Origin of the sequence: Leucobacter weissii (assembly GCF_017565745.1) — a bacterium.
Classification (GTDB): Bacteria; Actinomycetota; Actinomycetes; order Actinomycetales; family Microbacteriaceae; genus Leucobacter; species Leucobacter weissii.
Map to the genome: position 1 here is coordinate 51717 of NZ_JAGDYM010000001.1, position 21647 is coordinate 73363.

Consider the following 21647-nt stretch of genomic DNA (forward strand, 5'->3'; position numbering starts at 1 on the left):
CGGCCAGCCGACCGGCGGGCGCTCAGCCCCGCGCGAGTTGCAGCGCCCGGGTCTCGGCGGGCACGGGCGCGCCATCGCAGTCGAGGCCGTCGGAGATGAGCCGCTCGTAGTGGAGGATCTTCCGCTCGAGCGCCGCCTCGGCCCGGTCGAGCTGTCGGCGGCGCTCCGCGAGCCTCGCCCGCCCCTCCTCGAGCAGCGCGATCCGCCGACCGTGGCTCGCCGCGCCCTCGTCCATGAGCTCGACGAATCGCCGCATGCCCGCGGTGCTCATCCGTGTCTCGCGGAGCGCGACCAGGAGCGCCAGCAGACCCTGCTCGCGCGCGCCGTACCGTCGGTGCCCCGACGCGCTCCGGCCCACCCGTGGCAGCAGTCCCTCGCGCTCGTACCAGCGCAGGGTGTCCGGGCTCAGGCCGGAGGACTCCGACATCTCGGCGATGGTCAGGGGGCCGGGGTCGCTCATGGTGTCGAGCGTAGCTCCTGGAGCGCACTCCAGGTCAAGCGCCGCGCATCCCGGCCGGTGCGCGACGGCCCGGGATTTGCGTTGGAGTCCGCTCCAGCGCCTAGGCTCCCAGCCGTACCCGACCCCGACCATCAGGAGGAGCCATGCGCGCTCTCGCGCTCACCGGAAACGCCGCAGCCCCCGGACTCGCCCTCGTCGAGCGCCCCGCACCCGTCCCGGCCGCCGGCGAGATCACCGTCGACGTCGAGGCCGCCGGCGTGGGCCTGATCGACGCGCTGTGGGCGACCGGCGCGATGCCGCAGCAGGACGGCTTCGTCCCCGGGCTCGAGGTCGCCGGTACGGTCCGCGAACTCGGCGACGGCGTCACAGCGTTCGAGCCCGGGCAGCACGTGGCGGCCATCCTTCCCGGGGCCGGCGGCTTCGCCGAGGTCGCACGCGCCTCGGCGGCCCTCGTCGCGCCGATCCCGGACGGCATGGACGTCGCGCAGGCCTCCGTCGTGCCGGTCAACACCGTCACGGCGCATCTCGCGCTCACGACGGTCGCTCGATTCGCCCGCGGGGAGGCGGTGCTCGTGCACGCCGCCGCGGGCGGACTCGGATCGCAGTTCGGACAGATCGCCCGCACCCTCGGAGCCGGCCGCGTCGACGTCGTCGTCGGCGCGCCGGCGAAGCGCGGGACCGCCCGAGACCTCGGCTACGACCACGCCTACCTGCGCGACCGGCTGCCCGACGTCCCCGAGAGAGGGTACGACATCGTGGTCGACCCCGTCGGCGGAGAGGCCACCGCCGACGCGTTCCGGGTGCTCCGCGAGGGAGGCCGGCTGCTCCGGGTCGGCAACGCCTCGCAGGCCCCCGACGTCGCCGTGAGCTCGGTGGCGCACTGGTTGGAGAACAAGACGACGACCGGCTTCAACGTGGGCGCGTGGCTCTCGCGCCGCCCGGAGGACGGGGCCGCATCGCTCCGCTGGTCGCTCGCGGCCGTCGCCTCGGGCGAGATCGACGTCCCGCTCACCGGCACGGCCGCGCTCGGCGAGTGCGCCGCACTGCTGGAGCGCCTCCTCTCGGGCGCCACCGTCGGCAAGCTCGCCCTGCTGATCGACTAGAACGGCGCGTCCGGCACCCGAGATCATGAATCGTTTCATGTGCACCGAAGGCCGATCGCCGTCGAGATCCGCGCTGACATCCGTGTCATATCGCGGGCTCGGCGACGATTCGCCGAGAACGGCTTGACTATTTATGAAACGATTCATTACTATCGTTGCGAGTTCCACCCTCATCAACCCGTCACCGTCGACGCGCTCGATCGAAGAACCGGAGAAAGGCAACGATGCCTCAGCGACCAGCCCTGTCCGTATCCAGCAGAGCATTCCTCGCGGGGGTGATGACCCTCCTGATGGTGCTCACCCTCGGTCTCGGAACCGGGCCCGCGCCCGCTCGGGCCGCCGAGCCGGCGCCGACCGGCCTCCGCGTCAACGGACTCGATCGCCCGAGCGACCTGGACGACCTCGAATCCCCCGCCTTCTCCTGGTACGTCTCCTCGCGGGAGCAGGCGGCCTACCGGATCGTCGTGGCCTCGACCGCCGCGGGTGCCGCCGACGGCACGGGCGACGTCTGGGACTCCGGCAAGGTCGCCTCGGACCGGCAGACCGACGTGCCGTACGCCGGCGATCCGCTCGAGGCGGGCTCGCGCTACTTCTGGAGCGTGCAGACCTGGGACGGCGGCGATGCGGCCTCCACGCGGTCGGAACCGTCGTGGTTCGGCACGTCTCCCGGCGGCGTCTGGGAGGGCAGCACCCCCATCTGGGCGAGTTCCGCGCCGGGCGGGTCGGCGCAGCGCTGGGACGACTACACGATCACGACGCGCTTCACCATCACCGAGAACGCGCTCGGCGTGCTCTTCCGCGCCTCGGGCAACAACGGGCTCATGTGGCAGTTCCGGGCGAACAACAATCGCCTCGTCCCGCACACCCTGGTGAACGGGCAGTACACGGCCCTCCCGCACGTCGATCTGCCTGCGGGCACCATCACCGCGAACACGCCGGTCCCGATCGAGATCACGGTGCAGGGCGAGCGGGTCGTCACGAAGATCGGCGGCACCGAGGTGGACGACCGGACGATACCGGGGGCGCCGGCCGAGGGCACGGTCGGGTTCCGCACGGGGGGCTCGGAGGCGGGCTACGTGCACGAGCTCGACATCGTCGCCGGCGGTGGCGGGGTGCTGCTCAGCAACGACTTCTCGGCGACCAACCCCTTCCCCTGCGGGTCGATCAGCAACGGCGCCTACAACGTCGGACGCGGGCAGTCCTGCGTGCAGCAGAACAGCGCCGACTGGTCGTTCCTCCGCACCGAGGTCGTGCCGAAGAACACCGAGATCGTCGGCGCCACCCTGTTCGCCACGGCCGGCGACTTCCGCGGCCATCTCCAGTACGTCTTCAAGGCCTACGTCAACGGCGAATTCGTGGGGCTCGGGCCGACGAACCGGATCCGCACCGAGAACCGCTTCGACGGCTTCGACGTGACGGAGCAGATCCGAGCCGGCGAGCCGAACGCCATCGGCGTGATCGCCTACACCGCGGGAGCGGAGCGGCAGCGCTTCATCGGGCAGTTGCGCGTCGACTACGCGGACGGCACCTCGCAGACCTTCGGCACGGGCACCGACTGGAAGGGGATGACGGGGGCCGAGGTGTTCCCCTCCGCCGGATCCATCGGCACCGGGTACTTCTCGGCGCCGAAGGAGAATCTCGATCTGCGCGAGTACCCCGAGGGCTTCGACCTCCCCGGCTTCGACGACGACGGCTGGGCGGACGCCGTGCAGAAGCCCGCCTTCGCCGATCTGCAGGCGACGCCCATGGCGAAGGTCGAGGAGCAGCTGCACGCGCCGGTCGAGATCGTGGACAAGGGCGACGGCAACTACTTCGTCGACTTCGGGCGGACCTGGATCGGAGGCGTCCACTACGAGATCGACGGGGGAGCGTCGGGCCAACGGGTCGATCTCCGCTTCGGCGAGGTGGAGACGAGCGTCGGCAGCGCCACCGCGAAGTACCAGCTCGACACCGGCAACCAGTACCAGGACGTCGTGACCCTCACCGACGGATCCCAGACCGTGCGGACCTGGGGCATGCGGGTGTTCCGCTACCTCGAGATCATCGGCGCGCCCGAGCCGGTCACGGCCGACAGCCTTCGCGCGCTGGCGCTCGTCTACCCCTTCGACCAGGAGGCGTCGTCGTTCACCTCCTCGGACGACAACCTGGATCAGGTCTACCAGCTCTCGAAGAACAGCATCGAAGCGCTCAACGTCAACTTCTTCACCGATTCCTGGACGCGTGAGCGCACCAACTACGAGGCGGACGGCTATCTCCAGCAGATGTCGTCCCTCTATCTCATGGAGGATCTGTCGCTCGCGCGCTATTCGATGAATTATTTCGAGGGCAATCGCACCTGGCCGACCGAATGGCCCATCTACGTGGTGCTCTCCGTGCACGACGCCTGGCGGCAGACGGGCAATATCGAGCAGGTGGCGCAGTACTACGACAATCTCGCGACCAAGATGCCCACGAAGTGGATCGACGCGGACACGGGACTCGTCGGCAAGGCCGACCGCTCGAACGGCTGCAACAGCCAGACCGACTGCGACATCGTGGACTGGCCGACGAGCCAGCGCGACGGCTACCAGTTCCGGCACTACAACACGGTGCTCAACGCGCTCTCCTACCGTGCCCTGCGCGACATGGCGGCGATGGCCGAGGCGCTCGATAAGACGGAGGACGCCGCGGGCTACACCGCCCAGGCCGACCGTCTCCGCGACGCACTGAACGATCGGCTCTACAACGAGGAACTCGGCGCCTATGACGACGGCATGAACGCGGCCGGACAGCTCACCGGTCACTACGCGCTGCACGCGAGCGCCTTCGCGCTGGCCTTCGGGGTGCCGGAGGGCGATCAGGCGGCCCGCGTGGCCGACTTCGTGGCCGACAAGGGGATGGTCTGCAGCGTCTACTGCGCCGGCTTCTCCATCACCGGTCTCATAGACGGTGGACGTGCGGACGCCGCGGTGGCGCAGCTGAGCTCCACGGGGCTGTCGAGCTGGATGAACATGATCGCCCGGGGCGCGGGCGCGACCGCGGAGGCCTGGGATCGGAGTCAGAAGAGCAATCTGACGTACTCCCATCCCTGGGCGGCCTCTCCGGCGTTCCACGTGCCCTCCGGCATCTTCGGGATCCGTCCGGTCGAGGCGGGCTACTCGACCTTCCAGATCAAGCCGCAGGCCGGCGGGCTCGAGCACGCCTCCGTCGCGGTGCCGACCGTCAAGGGCCGCATCGGTGTCGCCTTCGACCACGACGACGACGGTCGGATCCAGCTCGTCGCCAGCATCCCGGGCAACACGACTGCGGATGTGTCGATCCCGGTCCCGGCCGGCACGGAGCGGGTCTATCTGAACGGCGTGGAGCACCCGGTCGAGGAGGTGGACGGTTTCGCCACGCTCTCCGGGGTCGCGGCGGGGTGCCGGCTCTTCACACTGGACGGCGGGGACGAGGCGGTCGGCAACGAACTCCTGAGGGGTGCCTGCGTGCCGGAGCTGGAGCCCGAGCCGGAGCCCGAGCCGGAACCGATCGCGACGGTGACGTCGGTGAGGTTCGCGAAGCCGTCGGCGAAGTACAACCTGGCGAACAGCGCGACGGTGACCGTGGCGGCGGACCCGGCGGCGGAGTCGAGCGGCGCCGGGCAGCCCGTCGGAACCGTGCGGCTGCGGATCGCGGGGCAGAGCTACGACGCCAAGCTGTCGGGCGGGAAGGCCGCGATCCGGCTGACGAAGCCGGTGCGGGTCGGATCGCACACGGCCAGCGCGGCGTTCACCAGCGACGATGCCGCGGCCTTCGAGAACTCGACCGGCACCGCCGTCCTGCGAGTGACGAAGATCGTGCCGAAGATCTCGGCGAAACTGCTGAAGCCGAAGGTGAAGCGGAAGCAGTACCCGCGCCTGCGGGTGGCGGTGACGATCCCGGGGTCGTTGAAGGCGAAGGCCGCGAAGTACACCGTGCAGGTGTTCGACGGGAAGAAGCGGATCACGACGCAGAAGCTCAGCAGCGCGGGCACGGCCACGGTGAAGCTGCCGAAGCTGAAGCGGGGCACCCACAAGATCCGGGCGAAGGTGGTGGCGACGGCGAACACCAAGGCGAAGTCGAGCGCCGCGCGAACGCTGCGCGTCATTCGCTAGCCGAGGCGGAGTGCGCCGGACGGGTCCGACGGGAGCCGTCCGGCGCACCGGTGCCGGCCCTGCGTCTCGAGTGGCGCGACGGCGCACGGGGCCGCGCGCTCGACCGAGGCGAGGGGGATGCTCACTCGCGGTAGAAGTTCGTGTCCCCGATCATCACGCCCTCGCTCGGCGACGCCTTGCCGCGGATGTCGTGCATGATGCCGATCGTGTGCCGCTTCTTCTTGCCGTTCGAGTAGCGCAGCTCGATCCGGCCCTTGCTGATCACGCGGTAGGTGCCGCGCTGGTCGGCGGGGATGATCGCCCAGGACGAGCCGAGGCCCGGCCAGCTGCCGACCGAGGACCGAGACCACACGAACTTCCGGTTCTTGCCCAGGACGAGCCGTTCCGTGGTCGCGGTGCAGGTGAGCATGCAGTAGCCGGTCCAATCGTGCCGCAGCAGCTTGGCCGAGAGCCTGGCGCCCTTCTTCGGCAGCGTGAGCGGCTCGAAGTAGGCCTTCGCCTCGCCCTTCTTCGCCCGGTACCGGAAGCCCTCGCTCGTCACCTTGAACTTCTGCGCGCCGATCTTCGCGACGCCGGTCCGCTTGTTGTAGCTGTACCGCTTGCAGCTCTTCGAGCTCTTGCCGCAGCGGGGTTTCTTGCCGCTCTTCGGGAATCCGACGTAGGCCCACTTCTTGTTGAGGAACCACACCGCGCGGTTGTTCCAGCCCTGGTAGTCGGACAGGCTCGAGGGCAGGAAGCCCCAGAAGTACCTGCCGGAGAGCGAACGGTACTTCGTCTTCTTCGGCTTGACCACGATCTTGACGCTCTTGGCGCTCTTCGCCCCGCCGCTCGCGGTCGCCGTCGTCTTGAAGCTGCGCTGCTTGCCGCTCTTCACCTTCACATTGAAGGTGACGGTCTTCGAGCGTCCGGCCTTGATGGTTCCGAGGCCGCGGCTCTTCTTCTTGATCGAGAGGCCCTTGCCCGAAGCCTTGAGCCGCACGCTGCGCGCGTCCCCCTCGCCGCTGTTCCGGATCGTCACCCGGACCTTCGTGGTCTTGCCCCGGTAGTTGCCCTGCAGCGGCTTGCCGAGGTCGAGCGCCAGCTTCGGCTTGAAGACGTCCTGCAGACTCTCGGCGTAGAAGGCCGTGTAGTTCGGAGAGCCGCCCGTGCTCTGGTTGAGGCCGTAAGCGCAATTCCAGTTCGACGACCGGATCTTCGCGTGGGCCCTGCTCGTCAGCGTCAGCACGTTCTTGCTGCGGGAGCGGGTGACCGTGAGGCTGCCCTCCGTGCCGCCGTTCCCGTCGAGGAAGGCCCCGGCCGCACTGGCCCCGACCGCCGTCGCGCCGAGGCCCACCCGGGCGAGGCAGCTGTTGCCCGACCAGGTGCCGAGGTACACGTACACCACGGAGTCGAGCGACGTTGTCGGCGTCTGCGCGAACGTCGCCTTCGCCGTGATGGTCCGCTCGACCAGGTCGCGGGTCACGTCGATCCGCGTGAGACGCTGCTGCTGAGTCGGCGGCACGATGTCGTCGCGCGCATCGGCCAGTCTGACCTTCTGCGAGATCAACCCATTCGCGTAGCGCGCGCTCGCGGTCGAGTTCGTCGCGTCGGACTGCCTCGATTCGAGCCCCTGCTCGCTCTGCCGAGCGACGGGCAGGTCGAGTACCGGCGGGGCGGGTTCGTCCTTGCTCTCGGCATCCGCGTCGTCCACCGGCGCCGCGTCGTCATCGATCCCCGGTGCTGGCCGGTCGGGAGCCTGCTCGGAGGACCCGGCCGCTCCATCCGCCGCGTCTGTCCCGTCCCGGGTCGTGCCGGCGTCGACCGGGTCGGTCGGATCCGCGGCGTCCTCGGCGGCGTCCTCGCCGGCGGTCGCGGTGCCCGTTCCGCGCTCGTGCGAGACCGCACCGGGCTCGGCGGCGTCCTCGGCGTAGGAGGGCGCCGAGAGGCCGGTGAACACGAGCGCGAACAGGGCGATCATCGCCGTCGCCGACGTGCCCCTCGTCCATGGCCGTGCCCGTCGGGTCGTCGGCTGCTGAATCGGTCGTGATGGAGTCGCCCCGTTCATACCAGAGGAATGTACCAGCCGGTCACCCGCGGCGCCAGGGGTGGAACCGGCCCGCCGTCCCTGGTAGCCGCCGTTGGGAGAGCCGATTCCGGGTAGGGTATCGAGGGTGAGCAGCGCCACTTCCGAGACCGTCGAGTTGTTGCGGGCCCTGGTGCGCGAGGCCTGCGTCAACACGGGCGAGGCGAGCTCCGGCGGCGAGATCCGGGCCGTGCGGGTGCTGCAGCGGTTCCTGGCCGAGGCCGTCGAACGCCGATGCTGCGAGACCCGCGTGTTCGAGGCGTCGCCCGGCCGGGCCTCGCTGGTGGCCCGGGTGCGCGGAACCGATCCCGATGCGCCCGCCCTGGGCCTGCTCGGCCATCTGGACGTGGTCCCGGTCGACGCCGAGCGCTGGACGCACGACCCCTTCGGCGGCGACCTGATCGAGGGCGAGATCTGGGGGCGGGGCACCGTCGACATGCTCTACCTCACCGCGGCCTTCGCCACGGCCTTCCGCGAGGTCGCGCTGGCCGAGGAGCGCCCCCGCGGCGACCTGCTCCTGCTGGCCGTCGCCGACGAGGAGGCGGGCAGCGACTACGGGCTGCGCTGGCTGCTGCGCGAGCACCCGGACGCCTTCGGGGTGACCGAGGCGCTCAGCGAATCGGGCGGGATGCGCATGGGCGATCACGTGGTGGTCGAGGTCGCCGAGAAGGGTTCTGCCGGCCGCCGCCTCGTCGTCCGCGGCACGCCGGGCCACGCCTCCATCCCGTTCGGCGCGCAGAGCGCCGCCTATGCGGCGGGCGAGGTGCTGCAGCGCCTGGCGGCGGTGGCGCCGGCGGTCGAGCTCGGCGCACTCTGGCGCTCGTTCGTCGAGGCCCGGATAGACGACCCGGATCTTGCCGGACGCATGCTCGACCCGGTGCGCCTGGACGCCGCGCTCCTCGAGCTCGGAGGCATAGCGGGCTACGCGCACGCGGCCTCACGGGTGACGATCTCGCCCACCGTGCTCCGAGCCGGTCAGGCGCACAACGTCATCCCCGGCGAGGCGCACATCGACCTCGACATCCGCACCCTGCCCGGCACCACCGACGACGAGGTCGACGCCCTGCTCGCCGAGATGCTCAGCGGACTCTCCGCCGAGGTGGAGGTGAGGCACCTGCGGGGCTGGCCCGCCACGGAATCGCCCGAGGACGAACCGCTCTTCGACGCCGTGCGCGACGCGATCGCGCAGACCGACGGATCCCCCGTGGTGCCGATCATGGCGGCGGGCGGTTCCGATGCCCGCCTGCTCCGGGAGCTGGGCATCCCCTCGTACGGCTTCGGCCTGCTCTCGGCGGACTGGAGCTACGAGCGGTACCGGCAGCGGATCCATGCGCACGACGAGCGCATCGACGTCGCCTCGGTCGAGCTCACGGTCGAGGCGCTGCGCCGCATCGTGAGCGCGCGCGTCGGCTGAGGCGAGCGCGCTCCGGCGCGGCGAACGAGTCGGGTCCGCGTCAGGCGAGACGCTCGGCGCCGTGCGCGAGTCCGCCGTCGACGAGGGTCGCGAGCACCTCGATGTCCGAGATCCGCGACGCGTCGACCGCGAGCGGGTCGTCGCCGAGCACCACCAGGTCCGCCAGCCGGCCCGGCGCGATGGAACCGCGGCTCTCCGCCTGCCCGGTCGCGCGGGCGGAACCGAGCGTGTAGGCCTCGAGCGCCTGGGCGGCGGTGATCCGCTCGTCGGCGCCGATCACGTTGCCGGCCGACGAGCGCCGCTCGACGAAGGCCTGGATGCCGGCGAGGACGTTGCCGTCGGCGACCGGCCGGTCGGAGGAGCCGGGCAGGGTCACGCCGTGCTCGAGGAACGACCGAGCCCGGTAGAGCTGGGACTCCCGGTGCGGGCCGATGCGCTCCATCATCGCGTCGCCGAACTCGTGGAGGAAGAAGGGCTGCGGTGTGACGGCGATCCCGAGCCTCGCGAGGGCGGGCAGCTGATCCGGGCGCACGATCCCGGCGTGCTCGATGCGGTTCGGGACGGGGCGGGCGCCCCAGCGGCGCTGCGCCTCCTCGATGATCGCGATCGCCTGGTCCACCGCGTGGTCGCCGATCGCGTGGATGGCCAATGACCACCCGGCCGCGTAGGCGCGCAGCGCGCGGTCGCGCAGGCTGTCCGGCGACTCCTGCAGATAGCCGTGGTTGCCGGGGCATCCGACGTAGTCCTCGGTGACCGACGCGGTCGAGCCCAGCAGGGATCCGTCGCTGAAGATCTTCACGGGTCCGAGACGCAGCCAGTCGTCGCCGAGACCCGTGTGGATGCCGCCGTCGAGCGTCAGCACCTCGGCATCGCCCCGATGCCCCGGCAGCGGATGCAGCGCGTCGATGATGAACATCGGCTGCATGCGGGTGCGCAGCAGGCCGCGCTCGCGCGCGGCCTGGTAGGCGCGGAACTCCCGCGGGGAGTAGCCGATCCAGCCCCCGCCGATCCCGGCGTCCGTGACGCTGGTGATGCCTTCGGCGAGGTAGTGCTCCGTCGCGAGGTCGAGGGCGCGCACCAGCGTCTCCTCGGGATAGGGCAGGGTGAGCCGCTGCACGAGCGCCATCGCGTTCTCCTCGAGCAGCCCCGTCGGGCGGCCGTCCGCGTCGCGCTCCACCACGCCGCCCTCGATGTGCGCGTCGAGGTCGGACTGCTCGGCGATCAGCCCGAGCGCGACGCCGTTCACGAAGGCCGCGTGGCCCGAGTTGTGCTTGAGCCAGACGGGCCGGCCGCCGGCGGCCCGGTCGAGCCGATCGCGATCGGGGGAGCGGTCGCCGAGCCGGATCTGGCTGAATCCGGTCGCGATGACCCACTCCCCGGGCGGGGTCGCGGCCGCGCGCTCCGCGATGAGCGCGTACAACTCGTCGAGACCGGTCGCGGGCTCCAGATCGAGTTCGAGCTTGGTCAGCCCGAACCACACGCTGTGCGCGTGCACGTCGTTGAAGCCCGGGGCGACCGTCGCGCCCTGCAGGTCGATGACGCGGGCGCCGGCGGTCGGCACGGCGTCGTCGCCGACCGCCGCGATGCGGCCGCCGGAGATGCGCAGGGAGCCGGCGGACGGACGTCGCGGGTCCTGGGTGTGGATCCTCGCATTCCGCAGGACCAGATCCCCGGTCCCATCCGCACCCGTGCTCATCACGACTCCTCATTGCTCGTCAGACGCGCGTCGCGCGGAGAGCGCCGGGAGGGGCGCTCCTCATCTCCATGGTGGCCGGGGGCGGGTCGGCCGGGTCTGGGCATTCGTCCCGAGTCCGACGGGTACGCTTGTGCGTATGCACTCCGCCTCGGATCCGGCCGTCGAGCCCGACGCGCCGATCACCTGGGACTGGATCCTCGGTCAGCTCACCCAGGAGCTCGACGACGTCGTCGCCGAGTTCCTGCGGGAGTTCCGCGCCACGGAGCCCTACCCCTCGGATCAGGTCGCGCAGCAGGACATCGTCGACACCGCCCGGCAGACCTTCGAGCTGCTGATCCGGCGGCTCAGAGGGGAGTCGGATCCGCCCGGCGCAGCGGGTCTCATCGAGCGCCTGGCGGCGCGGCGGGCGCAGCAGGGAGTGCCGCTCGCGACGTTTCTCCGCGCGGTGCGCATCGACTTCCGTGTCATCTGGGTCCACGTGCAGCGGATCGCGGGCGAACAGGGCAGCGCCGTGCTCGCCCGCAACGTCGTGCACCTGCTCGACACCGTCGAGGACTACGTCGACGCGCTTCGGGAGGCCTATCGCGCCGAGGAGGCGCGGCTCGACCGGACCCTCGCGGCGCAGCGGCACCGCACCATCCTGCGCCTGTTCAGCGGCGAGCCGCTGACCGGCGGGGAGACCGAGCTGCTCGCCGGCCGGCTGCGGATGCGGGCGGATGCGCGCTACGAGGTCATCGCGGTGACGGGCGAGGCCATCCACGCGATGATCGCGCGCTACGGGAAGGACCCGCTGGTCGGCTCGTTCGAGAGCGTGAGCGCGATCGTGCTCTTCCGGGAGCAGACGGCGCCCGAGCGGTGGCGGCGCGAGGTCTCCTCCGCCGGGGCGTACGTCGGCGACGTCGACGGGCTCGCGGCCGTGCCCCGGGCCGCCGAGGTCGCGCTGCAGATCGCCCGGCACGCCCCTGCGGGCGAGCCCGTGCTCGCGACCGAGGACGAGGTGTGGGCGACGGTGGCGCTCCAGCACCTGCGGGAGGTGTTCCCGCGCCACGCGCGCGAGGTGCCGAGGTCGCTGGCGGCCCTGCCCGCCCACGAGCGGGCGAGGCTGATCCAGGCCGTGCGCACGTATCTGCGGACGGGCTCGATCAAGGCGACCGCCGAGCGGCTCTTCTGCCATCGCAACACCGTCATCAACCGGTTGCGGGCCTTCGCGGACGCCACCGGGTACGATCCCACGGTCCCGCTCGAAGCCGCCTGGATAGTCGTCGCATTGGCCCCCGAACCGGGGACGCCGAACGAAAATATGCAAACGCACAACCCTTGAAAGGGAACCGGGTGCCATCGCCCCGGCTCCCGCGGGCGCGATCCGCTTAGCGTGGAGGCAACCGGCAGCGAGGCCTGCGCCCTCGTGACCCGGATCCAGTCAATCCACTCAGAAAGGGCGAGCGAGCGTGCCCGAGACCATCGCCAACATCATCGGCGGACACGAGGTGCCCGGAACCGGCGATCGCTTCACCCTGCACGATCCCGCGACGGGCGCGGCGACCGGAACCTACCGCGGCGCCTCCGAGGTCGAGGTCGATCGCGCCTTCTCCGCCGCGCGCTCCGCGTTCCCCGCCTGGCGGCGCACGACACCGGCGGCGCGCCAGCAGGCCCTGCTCACCCTGGCCGCCGCCATCGAGGAGCACGCCGAGGAGATCCTCGAGCGCGAGGTCGCCGAAACCGGCAAGCCGAGGGCGACCACGCGGGAGCTCGAGATCCTCCGCTCGGCCGATCAGCTGCGCTTCTTCGCCGGGCTCGGCCGCGCGCCTCAGGGCCTGGCTCAGACCGAGTACCTGGAGGGCTTCAGCTCGCTCATCCGCCGGGAGCCGATCGGGGTGGTGGCGCAGGTCACCCCCTGGAACTATCCCTTCATGATGTCGATCTGGAAGATCGGCCCGGCGCTGGCCGCCGGCAACACCGTCGTGCTGAAGCCGGCCGAGACCACCCCCGGCAGCACGGTGCTCCTCGCCCGCCTCGCCGCGGGGATCCTCCCGGCGGGCGTGCTCAACGTCGTGATCGGGGGGCGCGCCACCGGCCGCCTGCTCTCCGAGCACCACGGGGCCGACATGGTGGCGATCACCGGCAGCGTCCGCGCGGGGGCCGAGGTGATGGCGGCCGCGTCGCGGAACATCACCCGGGTGCATCTCGAACTCGGCGGCAAGGCGCCGGCCATCGTCTTCGCCGACGCCGATCTCGACGCGGCCGTCGCCGGGATCGCCTCCGCCGGCTACTTCAACGCCGGCCAGGACTGCACGGCCGCCACCCGCGTCCTCGTGGAGGCGGAGGCGCGCGACGAGTTCCTCGCGAAGCTCAAGGCCCGCACCGCGGGGATCAGGACCGGCGGACCGGACGACCCCGAGGCCTTCCACGGGCCGCTGAACAGCGTCGCGCAGTTCGAACGGGTGCAGGGCGTGCTCGGCCGGCTCCCCGAGCATATCACCGTCGAGGCTGGCGGCTACTTCTCGGAGCCCGGCTACTACCTGAAGCCCACGGTGCTCTCCGGCGTCCGGCAGGACGACGAGGTCGTGCAGTCCGAGCTGTTCGCCCCGATCCTCACCATCCAGAGCTTCGAGACCGAGGACGAGGCGATCGCCCTGGCGAACGGGGTCGACATGGCGCTCGCCGCGAGCCTGTGGACGCGCAACCACGGCCGTGCGACCGCGCTCTCGGGCGCTCTCGACTTCGGAACCGTCTGGATCAACTGCCATCAGCTGCTGCCGGCCGAGATGCCGCACGGCGGGTACAAGGCCTCGGGCCTCGGTAAGGATCTCTCGCTGTACGGCTACGAGGACTACACCCGCATCAAGCACGTCATGAGCGCCCACGCGCGCTGACCCGAGCACCACCGAACGATTTCGACGAGGAGAGAGTCCATGAACATCAGCGCAACCGCCATCCTGTTCTCCGGCGGGGAGAGCGAGCCGCAGCTCACCGAGGTATCCGTCCGCGCGCCGCGCGCCGGAGAGGTCCTGGTGAGGATGACCGCCGCCGGCGTCTGCCACTCCGATCTTCACGTGCTCAACGGCGACTGGCCGTTCGACCACCGGGTCGCGCTGGGCCACGAGGGCGCCGGGATCGTCGAGGCGGTCGGCGAGGGGGTCGATCTGGTCCCGGGCGACCAGGTGGTGCTGTCGTGGTACGCGCCCTGCGGGCGCTGCGACGCCTGCGTGGACGGCAAGAGCTGGCTGTGCGCCGAGAGCGGGGCGATCACGAACGGACTGCCGGACGGCTCCACACCGCTCTCCGTCGCCGACGGCGAGGAGGCGCGCCCGTATCTCGGGGTCGCCGCGTTCTCCGAGTACACCCTCGTCCCGCGCTCGGCCGTGGTCAAGATCCCCTCCGAGGTGCCGTCCGCGGTGGCCGCCCTCATCGGCTGCTCCATCGCGACCGGCATCGGCGCGGTGCTCAACACGGCCGACGTGCGCGCCGGCCAGACCGCCGTGGTGGTCGGCGCCGGCGGGGTCGGTCAGGCGATCGTGCTCGGCCTCAAGCTGGCAGGGGCCAGCCGGATCATCGCCGTGGACCTCTCCGACGACCGGCTCGAGATCGCGCGTCAGCTCGGCGCCACCGACACGGTGCGGGGCGACGATCCCGAAGCCGTGGCGCGGGTGCGCGCGCTCGCCGGGGGCGCGGGCGTCGACTTCGCGTTCGACGCGATCGGCGTGCCGAAGGTCACCGAGGGCATGCCGGCATACGTCAAGTCGGGCGGCGCGATCGTGCTCGTCGGCATGCCGGCCCGCGACGCCGAAGCGGTCATCAAGCCCTGGCAGCTCATCGTCACCGGACAGCGGATCCTCGGCTGCAACTACGGCTCGTCCCGGCCCCAGGTCGACTTCGTCAAGATCGCGCGCCTCTACCTCGCCGGTCAGCTCCCGCTGGACCAGATGGTCGGCGAGACCATCCCCCAGAGCCGGGCCGTCGAGGCGGTCCGCGCTCTCGTCCAGCCGGTCGGCAAGCGCCGGGTCGTCGACTTCGCGCTCTGACCCCCAGACTCCCATCAACGCGGTACCACGACACAAGGAGAAACCATGAAGAAGTCGTTTCTGCGGCGCGCCGGCGCCGGAATCGCAATCACCGCCGCGGCGGCGCTGCTGCTCTCGGGCTGCGGTGCCGGGGCCGCGGACGACGGCGCCGGCGAGGGCGGTGAGAGCGGCAAGGGCGCGATCGCCATGGGCTTCGCGGGCATGGACATCACGATCTGGAACGATCAGCTGAAGTTCATGGAGCCCATCATCGAGGCCGAGGGATACGAGTTCCTCACGAGCGACCCGCAGTGGGACGTGCAGAAGCAGGTCTCCGACTGGGAGGCCTGGATCCAGCGCGGCGACGTGAAGGCCATCATGGGCTTCCCGGTGCAGAGCGATGCGATGGTCCCGGTGACCGCACGGGCGACCGAGGCCGGGATCCCCGTGCTCGGCTACGCCACCCGCTGGGAGGGCACCGCGGCCGGCACGATCATCGACAGCTACGAGGACGGCTACCTGGTCGGCACGGCCGCCGCCGAGTGGATCAACGAAAATCTCGCGGACGAGTCTGAGGTTCCGGTCGCGGTCGTCGCCGACAAGACGTCCGACCTCGGCAAGGGGCGCACCGAGGGCATCATCGCCGCGCTCGAGGAGATCTCCTCGAACGTCAAGGTGTACGAGCTGCCCGGCATCTCCCGCGAGGAGGGCAACAGCGCCGCGAAGAGCCACCTGGTGGCGGTCCCCGACACCCGGGTCTGGGTCGGGACCAGCAACGACAACACGGCCGGGGCCTACCAGGCGCTGCTCGACAGCGGCGTCGCGAAGGATGATCCCGAGTACTACGTCGGCGCGACGGACGCGACCAACGAGACGCTCGACATCATCAAGATCCCGAACAGCATCTGGCGCGGCGGATTCATCCTGCCGGCCCAGGAGCTCGCGGAGAGCAACGCCGATCTGCTCCTCCGCGCCGCGGCGGGGGAGACCGTCGAGGACAACGTGATCACCTCGACCCGCGTGACCGCGGAGAACGCCGACGAGTTCTACGTCGACTGATCCCACCGGTCCGGGCCCGCCCCTCCGGGCGGGCCCGGACTCCCCAGGGAAGGAACCAAGTGAACGCCGCAACACCACCCGCCCCCGCCGCGCCGCGCCTGAGCTTCTCCGGCGTCGGCGTCAGGTTCGGCTCGACCGTCGCCCTCGACGGGATCGATCTCGAGATCCCGGCCGGGCAGATCGTCGGCCTGCTCGGGCACAACGGCGCCGGCAAGTCGACGCTTCTGAACGTCGCCACGGGCGCCGTGCCCGCGACGACGGGGGCGATGTCGCTCGACGGCCGCGCCACGCCGCACCGGGCCACGCCGCGCGACATCGCGGAGCTCGGCGTGACGGTGATCCACCAGGAGCCCGCGCTCGCCGGCAACCTCAGCATCCTCGACAACCTCTACCTGGGGCGCGGCGCGGCGCTCTCGCGCGCCGAGCGCGCGGCCCGGGCCCGCGAGGCGCTCGAGTCGGTGGGCGGCGGCTATCTCGCGCTGCAGGCCCCGGTCGGGGCGCTGTCCCTCGGCGAGCGGCAGCTCGTCGACCTCGCGCGCGGGCTGCTGCGCGGCGACATGCGGGTGCTGCTGCTCGACGAGCCGACGGCGGCCCTGGGCGAGGCGGAGACCCGGGCGCTGCACGCCCTGATCCGCTCCCTGGCCGCCAAGGGCACCTCGATCGTCTACGTCTCGCACCGGCTGCCCGACATCGTCGACGTCTGCGAGCGCATCGTCGTGCTCCGCGGAGGCCGGCTGGTCATGGACGCCTCGACCGACGGCATGAGCGTCTCGGAGCTCTCCCATGCGCTGGCCCCCGAGGTGCAGCTCGAGACCGACTGGACGCCGACGCCCCGCGAGACCCGCCTCACGGTGCGCGCGGCCGGCGGTGAGCTGCAGTTCCGCGACGGCGAGATCGTCGGACTGTACGGCATGGCGGCCGGCGAGCAGTTCCACCTGCTCGACGAGCTCTTCGGACTGCGGGGCGCCGCCGACGCGCGGCTCAGCGGCAAGCCCTACCGCGTCGCCCGGCCCGGCCACGCGATCCGGCAGGGCGTGCACCTGGTGCCGGCGGATCGCGAGACCGACGGGCTCGTGGGCGGTCTCAGCGCCAAGGACAACACGTACCTGCCCTGGTTCGCGCACGGCTGGCGCTCCCGTTCCAAGGTCGCCGAGTCCTACGCCTCCATCCGCTCCACGCTGAACGTGCACGGGCCAGACGGGGACGCTCCGATCATGAGCTTCTCCGGGGGCAACCGCCAGAAGCACCTTCTGGCCAGGTGGACGTTCCCGGTCGCCCCGAAGGTCCTGCTGCTCGCACAGCCCACCCAGGGCGTCGACGTGGGGGCGAAGCTCGACATCCGCGTGGCCCTGCGCCGGCTCGCCGACACCGGCGTGTGCATCGTGGTGGCCTCGGCGGAGACCGACGAGATCGCCTCGATGTGCGATCGCGCCTACGTGCTCGCCCACGGCTCGAGCCGTGAGATCTTCCGGAGCGGCCGCTACGAGGCGGAACTCCTCGAAACCCTTCTCGAACTCACCCCGGCAGGAGACCTCCACTCATGAACCGTCTCAAGATATTCGTGGCGCAGAACAGCACGTTCATCGCCCTGCTCGCGCTCATCGCCTTCTTCGCGGCGATGAACCCGCGATTCCTCACGTTCAACAACGCGCAGACGATTCTGCTGCAGATCGCCGAACTCGGCCTCATCGCGCTGCCGCTCGCGTTCCTGGTCATGTCGGGCACGCTGGATCTCTCGGTGGGCTCCGTGGCGAGCCTCGCCGCCATCGTCTCCGGCGGGGTCATGGTCGGCACGGGCAGCGCCCCGCTCGGGTTCCTCGCCGCGATCGGCGTCGGTCTCGTGGCCGGTGCGCTCAACGGCCTCCTGGTGGCCTACTTCAAACTGAACGCGCTCGTCATCACGCTGGGCTTCCTGAGCGTCTGGGGCGGCCTGGCCCTGTTCCTCACCAACGGCGCGACGCTCACCGGCTTCCCGTCGAGCTTCACCGCGCTCGGCACGATGTCCTTCGGGCCGATCTCGCTGCAGGTGATCATCCTCGTGCTCTTCACCCTCGGGGCCTGGTACCTGCTCAACCGGCTGCCGCTCGGCCGCAACGTGCTCGCCATCGGCGGCAACAGCCGCGCGGCGCACCTGATGGGCATCAACGTGCAGCGCACCCGATTCCTGCTCTTCGTGCTGACGAGCGTCGCCGCGGCCCTGTCGGGCGTGCTCCTCGCCGCGAAGCTGCACTCCGCACCCCCCACGGTCGGCACCGGCATGGAGATCCAGGCGCTCACCGTGGTGCTGCTCGGCGGCGTCGCGCTCGAGGGCGGCGCGGGGCGGATCAGCGGCGTCATCGCCGGGCTGCTGTTCGTCGGCGTGCTGCGCAACGGCCTCGTGATCATGGGCGTCTCGCAGTTCCTCCAGACGATCCTCATCGGCGCGACGCTCGTGGTCGCGGTGATGCTCGACGGTTCGGTGCAGCGCCTGCTCAAGCGCACCTGGAGCAATCTCGCGGTGCCCGCGAAGCCGTCCGAGCCGTCGCCCGCGGCGAGCACCGCCGCCTGAGCGACCGTCCGCCGTCCGCCGCCCCCAGAAGGAGTACGTCCCCCATGCCACACGCCGACGAAGCGTTCCTCGCCGACTGGAGCGCCCACGCGAGATTCGGAGCGGTCGCCGGCACGAACGGGGTGGACCGGCAGGCTGCTTCGGCCGCCGACGGCGCGCAGCGCGCGTGGTTCGCGGAGCGGCTCGAGGCGGGCGGATTCGCGGTGCACCGGGACGCCGTCGGCAATCAGTTCGGTCTGCTCGAGCTGGTGCCCGGGGCGCCCTACGTGCTCACGGGCTCCCACCTGGACTCGCAGCCGACGGCGGGGCGCTTCGACGGGGCCTACGGGGTGCTGGCGTCGGCCCACGCCGGCTTCCGGCTCGCCGAGGAGCTGCGGGACGACCCGTCGCGGGCGAGGTTCAACCTCGCCGTCGTCAACTGGTTCAACGAAGAGGGGTCGCGGTTCAAGCCCTCGATGATGGGCAGTTCCGTGTTCACCGGTAAGCTGCCCCTGCAGGAGGCGCTCGCGACTTCGGATCCGCAGGGCATCACGGTCGAGGTCGCGCTCGACGCGCTCGGGGAGCGCGGCGATTTCGCCGGGCTCGACGTGGCCTCCTACGCCGAGATCCACGTGCAGCAGGGGCGCAGCATGGAGGAGCGCGGCGTGACGATCGGGCTGGTGAACGCCACCTGGGGAGCCCGCAAATTCGAGTTCAGGATCACCGGCGCGCAGGCCCACAGCGGCGCGGCGCTCATGGCGGACCGCCGTGACGCCCTGCTCGGTGCGGCGCGGCTGATCGTCGCGGCCCGCGAGCTGGTCGACGAGTTCGAGCCGGGAGCGCTGCACACCGCCTGCGGCGAGATCAACGTGTACCCGAACTCGCCCGTCGTCGTGGCGAGCGAGGTGCAGCTGCTGTTCGATCTCCGGTCCCCGAGCTCGGAGGTGCTGAACCGCGCGTACACGAGGGTCATGGAGGTCGTGGAGCGGGTGCGGCGCGAGGACCGGGTCGAGGTCGAGATCGTCGCCGAGCACAGCTGGGACCAGGATCCGTATCCGGAGACCGGCGTGGAGCTCGCGCGCGAGGTGGCCGAGGAGCTCGGGCTCGTGCACGAGCGGGTCATGACGGTTGCGGGCCACGACTCGACCAACATGAAGGACGCCGTGCCGACGGTCATGCTCTTCGTGCCGAGCGTGGACGGGATCTCGCATCACCTCGACGAGTTCACGACCGACGAGGATCTCCTCGCGGGGGTGGCCCACCTCACGGGGGTCCTGCGACGCCTGGTTTCCGGCGCGCTCGTCGACTGAAGCCGCTCGATCGCCCCGGCCCGGACCCTGCTCGGGGGATCTCCGCTCAGCCGAACAGGATCGCGGGGTTGGTGAGGCGCCACCAGAGATCGGGCTCGACGATCTCCGAGTCGGTGCGGATGCCGACCGGTGCCGGCGCGCCCGGCGCCTCGAAGCTGATCTCCCCGGCCGCGGCGCCTGCCGGTCCGGCCCCGGGCGGCTCGACCGCCACGCGCAGCAGCGCCTCCTCGCCGGGGGCGAGCACCAGCTCGGCGTCCGCGTCGGCGAGCAGGCCCACCTCGTCGCCCTCCCAGGTCCGCACCGTGCCGAGCCGGTCGTCCTCCTCGACCGCGGTGAGGCGTTCGACGGAGCGCACGCTCTCGCGCAGGAGGGCGCGCGCGTCCGATGCCCGGGCCTCGTCGTCGGCCCGGCCGAGCACGACGGCGATCGCGGTCAGCTCGCGTCCTCCCTTCGCCGTGCGCCGCGCGGCCAGGAGGTTGTAGCCCGCCGAGGCCGTCGTCCCGGTCTTGACCCCGACCACGCCCTTCTCGCCGAGCAGCGGATTCGTGTTCTCGATCGTCCCGATGCCCGGGATCTCGGCGCGGCGCTCGGCGACGATCTCGGCCAGCAGCGGATCGGCGAGCACGAGTCGGGCGAGTCGCACGAGGTCGCCGGGCGTCGCCGCGTTCTCGGCCGCGAGCCCGGACGGCTCGACCACGCGCATGCCCGAGAAGCCCTGCGCCTCGATCCATTCGGCTGCGGCCTCCGCGAAGGCGGCGTCGTCGCCGAACACCCACCTCGCGTAGGAGATCGCGTAGTTGTTGGCCGAGGGCAGCAGCACGAGTTCGAGCAGCTGCCGCGTCGTCAGCTGCGCGCCGATCGGCGTGTCGGCGACGACGCCGTCGAAGCGCAGCACGTCCTCCCGGATCTGGGCGTCGGCCGCCGAGACCGTGTAGCTCGGCCCGTCCTCGTCGGGGGCGACGGGCGCCGCGTCCAGGCCGACGAGGGCCGTGACCAGCTTGGTGATGCTCGCCATCTCGCGCGTCTCGTCGCTGTTCGCCCAGACCTCGTCGGTGCCGGTCCCGACCTCGTCGGCGTTCGCCCGGGTTGCGTCCTCGTGCGCCCAGCCGACCGCCGCGGGCCCCGACTGTGCGCCGATCGCGGACTCCACCGACGCGTCGTCGGCGGCGATGCGCCGCTCGGGCTCCGCATCGAGCTCGGCCCGCAGCTCCGGGAGCGGTGCGACGGCTGCGGCCGTCGCATACCCGCCACCGGCCAGGAGCAGCGTCAGGAGCAGGACCAGCGCCGTCGTTCTCCGCCTGCGCAGCATCCGCCGCCGCGCGCTCGCTCGCTCGCTCACGCTGCCAGCCTAGCGCCGCCGGCGGGGCGCGGCCGCGCGCAGGCCGGTGCGACCGTGCTGCCCTGCGGAACAGCTCGGAGCGGCGCCGATCCCGCGCTGCCACGATGCACTGAGACGTTACCGAAGGAGGTCGCCGCAGTGGAGCAGCTGCCAGCATTCGAGCCCGTTCCGCCCGGTGAGCTGCGCGACCGGCTCAACGACGCCGTGCTCCGCGGGACCAAGACGGCGACCAGCCGGCTGGCGGTCATGGACGAGATGGCCGGAACCCCGGCCGAGCCGCCCGGAACGAGGGTGCGCCTGCTCGACTCGAACGGGGACGCGGCCTGCATCCTCGAGATCGTGGGCACTCGCGTGCTGCCCTTCGGCGATGTCGGGGTCGACGTGAGCGCGGCGGAGGGCGAGTGGCTCGCCGGCCTCGACGACTGGCGCACGGCGCACACCCGCTATTGGACGTCGCGGCTTCCCGAGATCCGAGCCTATCTGGCGGACGAGCACTGGGACCTGAGCTGGGAGACGCCGGTGGTCGTGCGCTTCTTCCGGCGGGTCGGAGGATGAGGAGGAACG

15 protein-coding genes are annotated in these 21647 nt (G+C 71.3%); 11 read left to right on the plus strand and 4 right to left on the minus strand.

Features of this window, described 5'->3' with window-relative positions:
• Positions 1-22: 22 nt before the first annotated feature.
• Positions 23-460, minus strand: a complete 438-nt coding sequence (locus J4H92_RS00225; protein WP_208095015.1) for a MerR family transcriptional regulator — start codon at positions 458-460, stop codon at positions 23-25.
• A gap of 143 nt (positions 461-603) precedes the next feature.
• Between J4H92_RS00225 and J4H92_RS00230 the strand changes: the two genes are divergently transcribed.
• Together J4H92_RS00230 and J4H92_RS00235 are read left to right on the plus strand one after the other, a co-directional pair.
• Positions 604-1563, plus strand: a complete 960-nt coding sequence (locus J4H92_RS00230; protein WP_208095016.1) for a quinone oxidoreductase family protein — start codon at positions 604-606, stop codon at positions 1561-1563.
• A gap of 224 nt (positions 1564-1787) precedes the next feature.
• Entirely contained in the window at positions 1788-5675 is a 3888-nt protein-coding gene (locus J4H92_RS00235; protein ID WP_208095017.1) for a family 78 glycoside hydrolase catalytic domain, read from the plus strand.
• A 121-nt stretch (positions 5676-5796) separates the two neighbouring features.
• Here the strand turns inward: J4H92_RS00235 and J4H92_RS00240 are convergent, their stop codons facing one another.
• Positions 5797-7632, minus strand: coding sequence for a CARDB domain-containing protein (locus J4H92_RS00240; RefSeq protein WP_208095018.1), 1836 nt, complete (start codon positions 7630-7632; stop codon positions 5797-5799).
• Between the two features lie 193 nt (positions 7633-7825).
• On the opposite strand from J4H92_RS00240, the gene J4H92_RS00245 reads away from it, so the two are divergent.
• Positions 7826-9151 carry a M20/M25/M40 family metallo-hydrolase gene (locus J4H92_RS00245; protein ID WP_341782941.1) on the plus strand — a complete coding sequence of 442 codons (1326 nt, stop codon included), beginning with the start codon at positions 7826-7828 and terminating at the stop codon, positions 9149-9151.
• 40 nt (positions 9152-9191) lie between these two features.
• Here the strand turns inward: J4H92_RS00245 and J4H92_RS00250 are convergent, their stop codons facing one another.
• Entirely contained in the window at positions 9192-10847 is a 1656-nt protein-coding gene (locus J4H92_RS00250) for an amidohydrolase (protein ID WP_208095019.1), read from the minus strand.
• Positions 10848-10983: 136 nt separating this feature from the next.
• On the opposite strand from J4H92_RS00250, the gene J4H92_RS00255 reads away from it, so the two are divergent.
• The 7 genes from J4H92_RS00255 (at position 10984) to J4H92_RS00285 (ending at position 19744) form a co-directional block, all read left to right on the plus strand.
• Positions 10984-12168 carry a PucR family transcriptional regulator gene (locus J4H92_RS00255; protein WP_208095020.1) on the plus strand — a complete coding sequence of 395 codons (1185 nt, stop codon included), beginning with the start codon at positions 10984-10986 and terminating at the stop codon, positions 12166-12168.
• A gap of 127 nt (positions 12169-12295) precedes the next feature.
• Complete coding sequence (locus J4H92_RS00260) at positions 12296-13720, plus strand: aldehyde dehydrogenase family protein (RefSeq protein WP_341782942.1); 1425 nt, start codon at positions 12296-12298, stop codon at positions 13718-13720.
• Positions 13721-13759: 39 nt separating this feature from the next.
• Entirely contained in the window at positions 13760-14869 is a 1110-nt protein-coding gene (locus J4H92_RS00265) for a zinc-binding dehydrogenase (RefSeq protein ID WP_208095021.1), read from the plus strand.
• A 45-nt stretch (positions 14870-14914) separates the two neighbouring features.
• Positions 14915-15907, plus strand: coding sequence for a sugar ABC transporter substrate-binding protein (locus tag J4H92_RS00270; RefSeq protein ID WP_208095022.1), 993 nt, complete (start codon positions 14915-14917; stop codon positions 15905-15907).
• Between the two features lie 59 nt (positions 15908-15966).
• Positions 15967-17451 carry an ATP-binding cassette domain-containing protein gene (locus J4H92_RS00275; protein WP_208095023.1) on the plus strand — a complete coding sequence of 495 codons (1485 nt, stop codon included), beginning with the start codon at positions 15967-15969 and terminating at the stop codon, positions 17449-17451.
• Entirely contained in the window at positions 17448-18455 is a 1008-nt protein-coding gene (locus J4H92_RS00280; RefSeq protein WP_208095024.1) for an ABC transporter permease, read from the plus strand. Before J4H92_RS00275 ends, J4H92_RS00280 begins: the two co-directional genes overlap by 4 nt.
• A 44-nt stretch (positions 18456-18499) precedes the next feature.
• A complete protein-coding gene (locus tag J4H92_RS00285; protein WP_208095025.1) occupies positions 18500-19744 on the plus strand; it encodes a M20 family metallo-hydrolase in 1245 nt (414 codons plus the stop codon).
• Between the two features lie 46 nt (positions 19745-19790).
• Here the strand turns inward: J4H92_RS00285 and J4H92_RS00290 are convergent, their stop codons facing one another.
• Complete coding sequence (locus tag J4H92_RS00290) at positions 19791-21083, minus strand: D-alanyl-D-alanine carboxypeptidase (protein WP_208095026.1); 1293 nt, start codon at positions 21081-21083, stop codon at positions 19791-19793.
• 138 nt (positions 21084-21221) lie between these two features.
• On the opposite strand from J4H92_RS00290, the gene J4H92_RS00295 reads away from it, so the two are divergent.
• Positions 21222-21638 carry an ASCH domain-containing protein gene (locus J4H92_RS00295; RefSeq protein WP_208095027.1) on the plus strand — a complete coding sequence of 139 codons (417 nt, stop codon included), beginning with the start codon at positions 21222-21224 and terminating at the stop codon, positions 21636-21638.
• Positions 21639-21647: the final 9 nt, after the last annotated feature.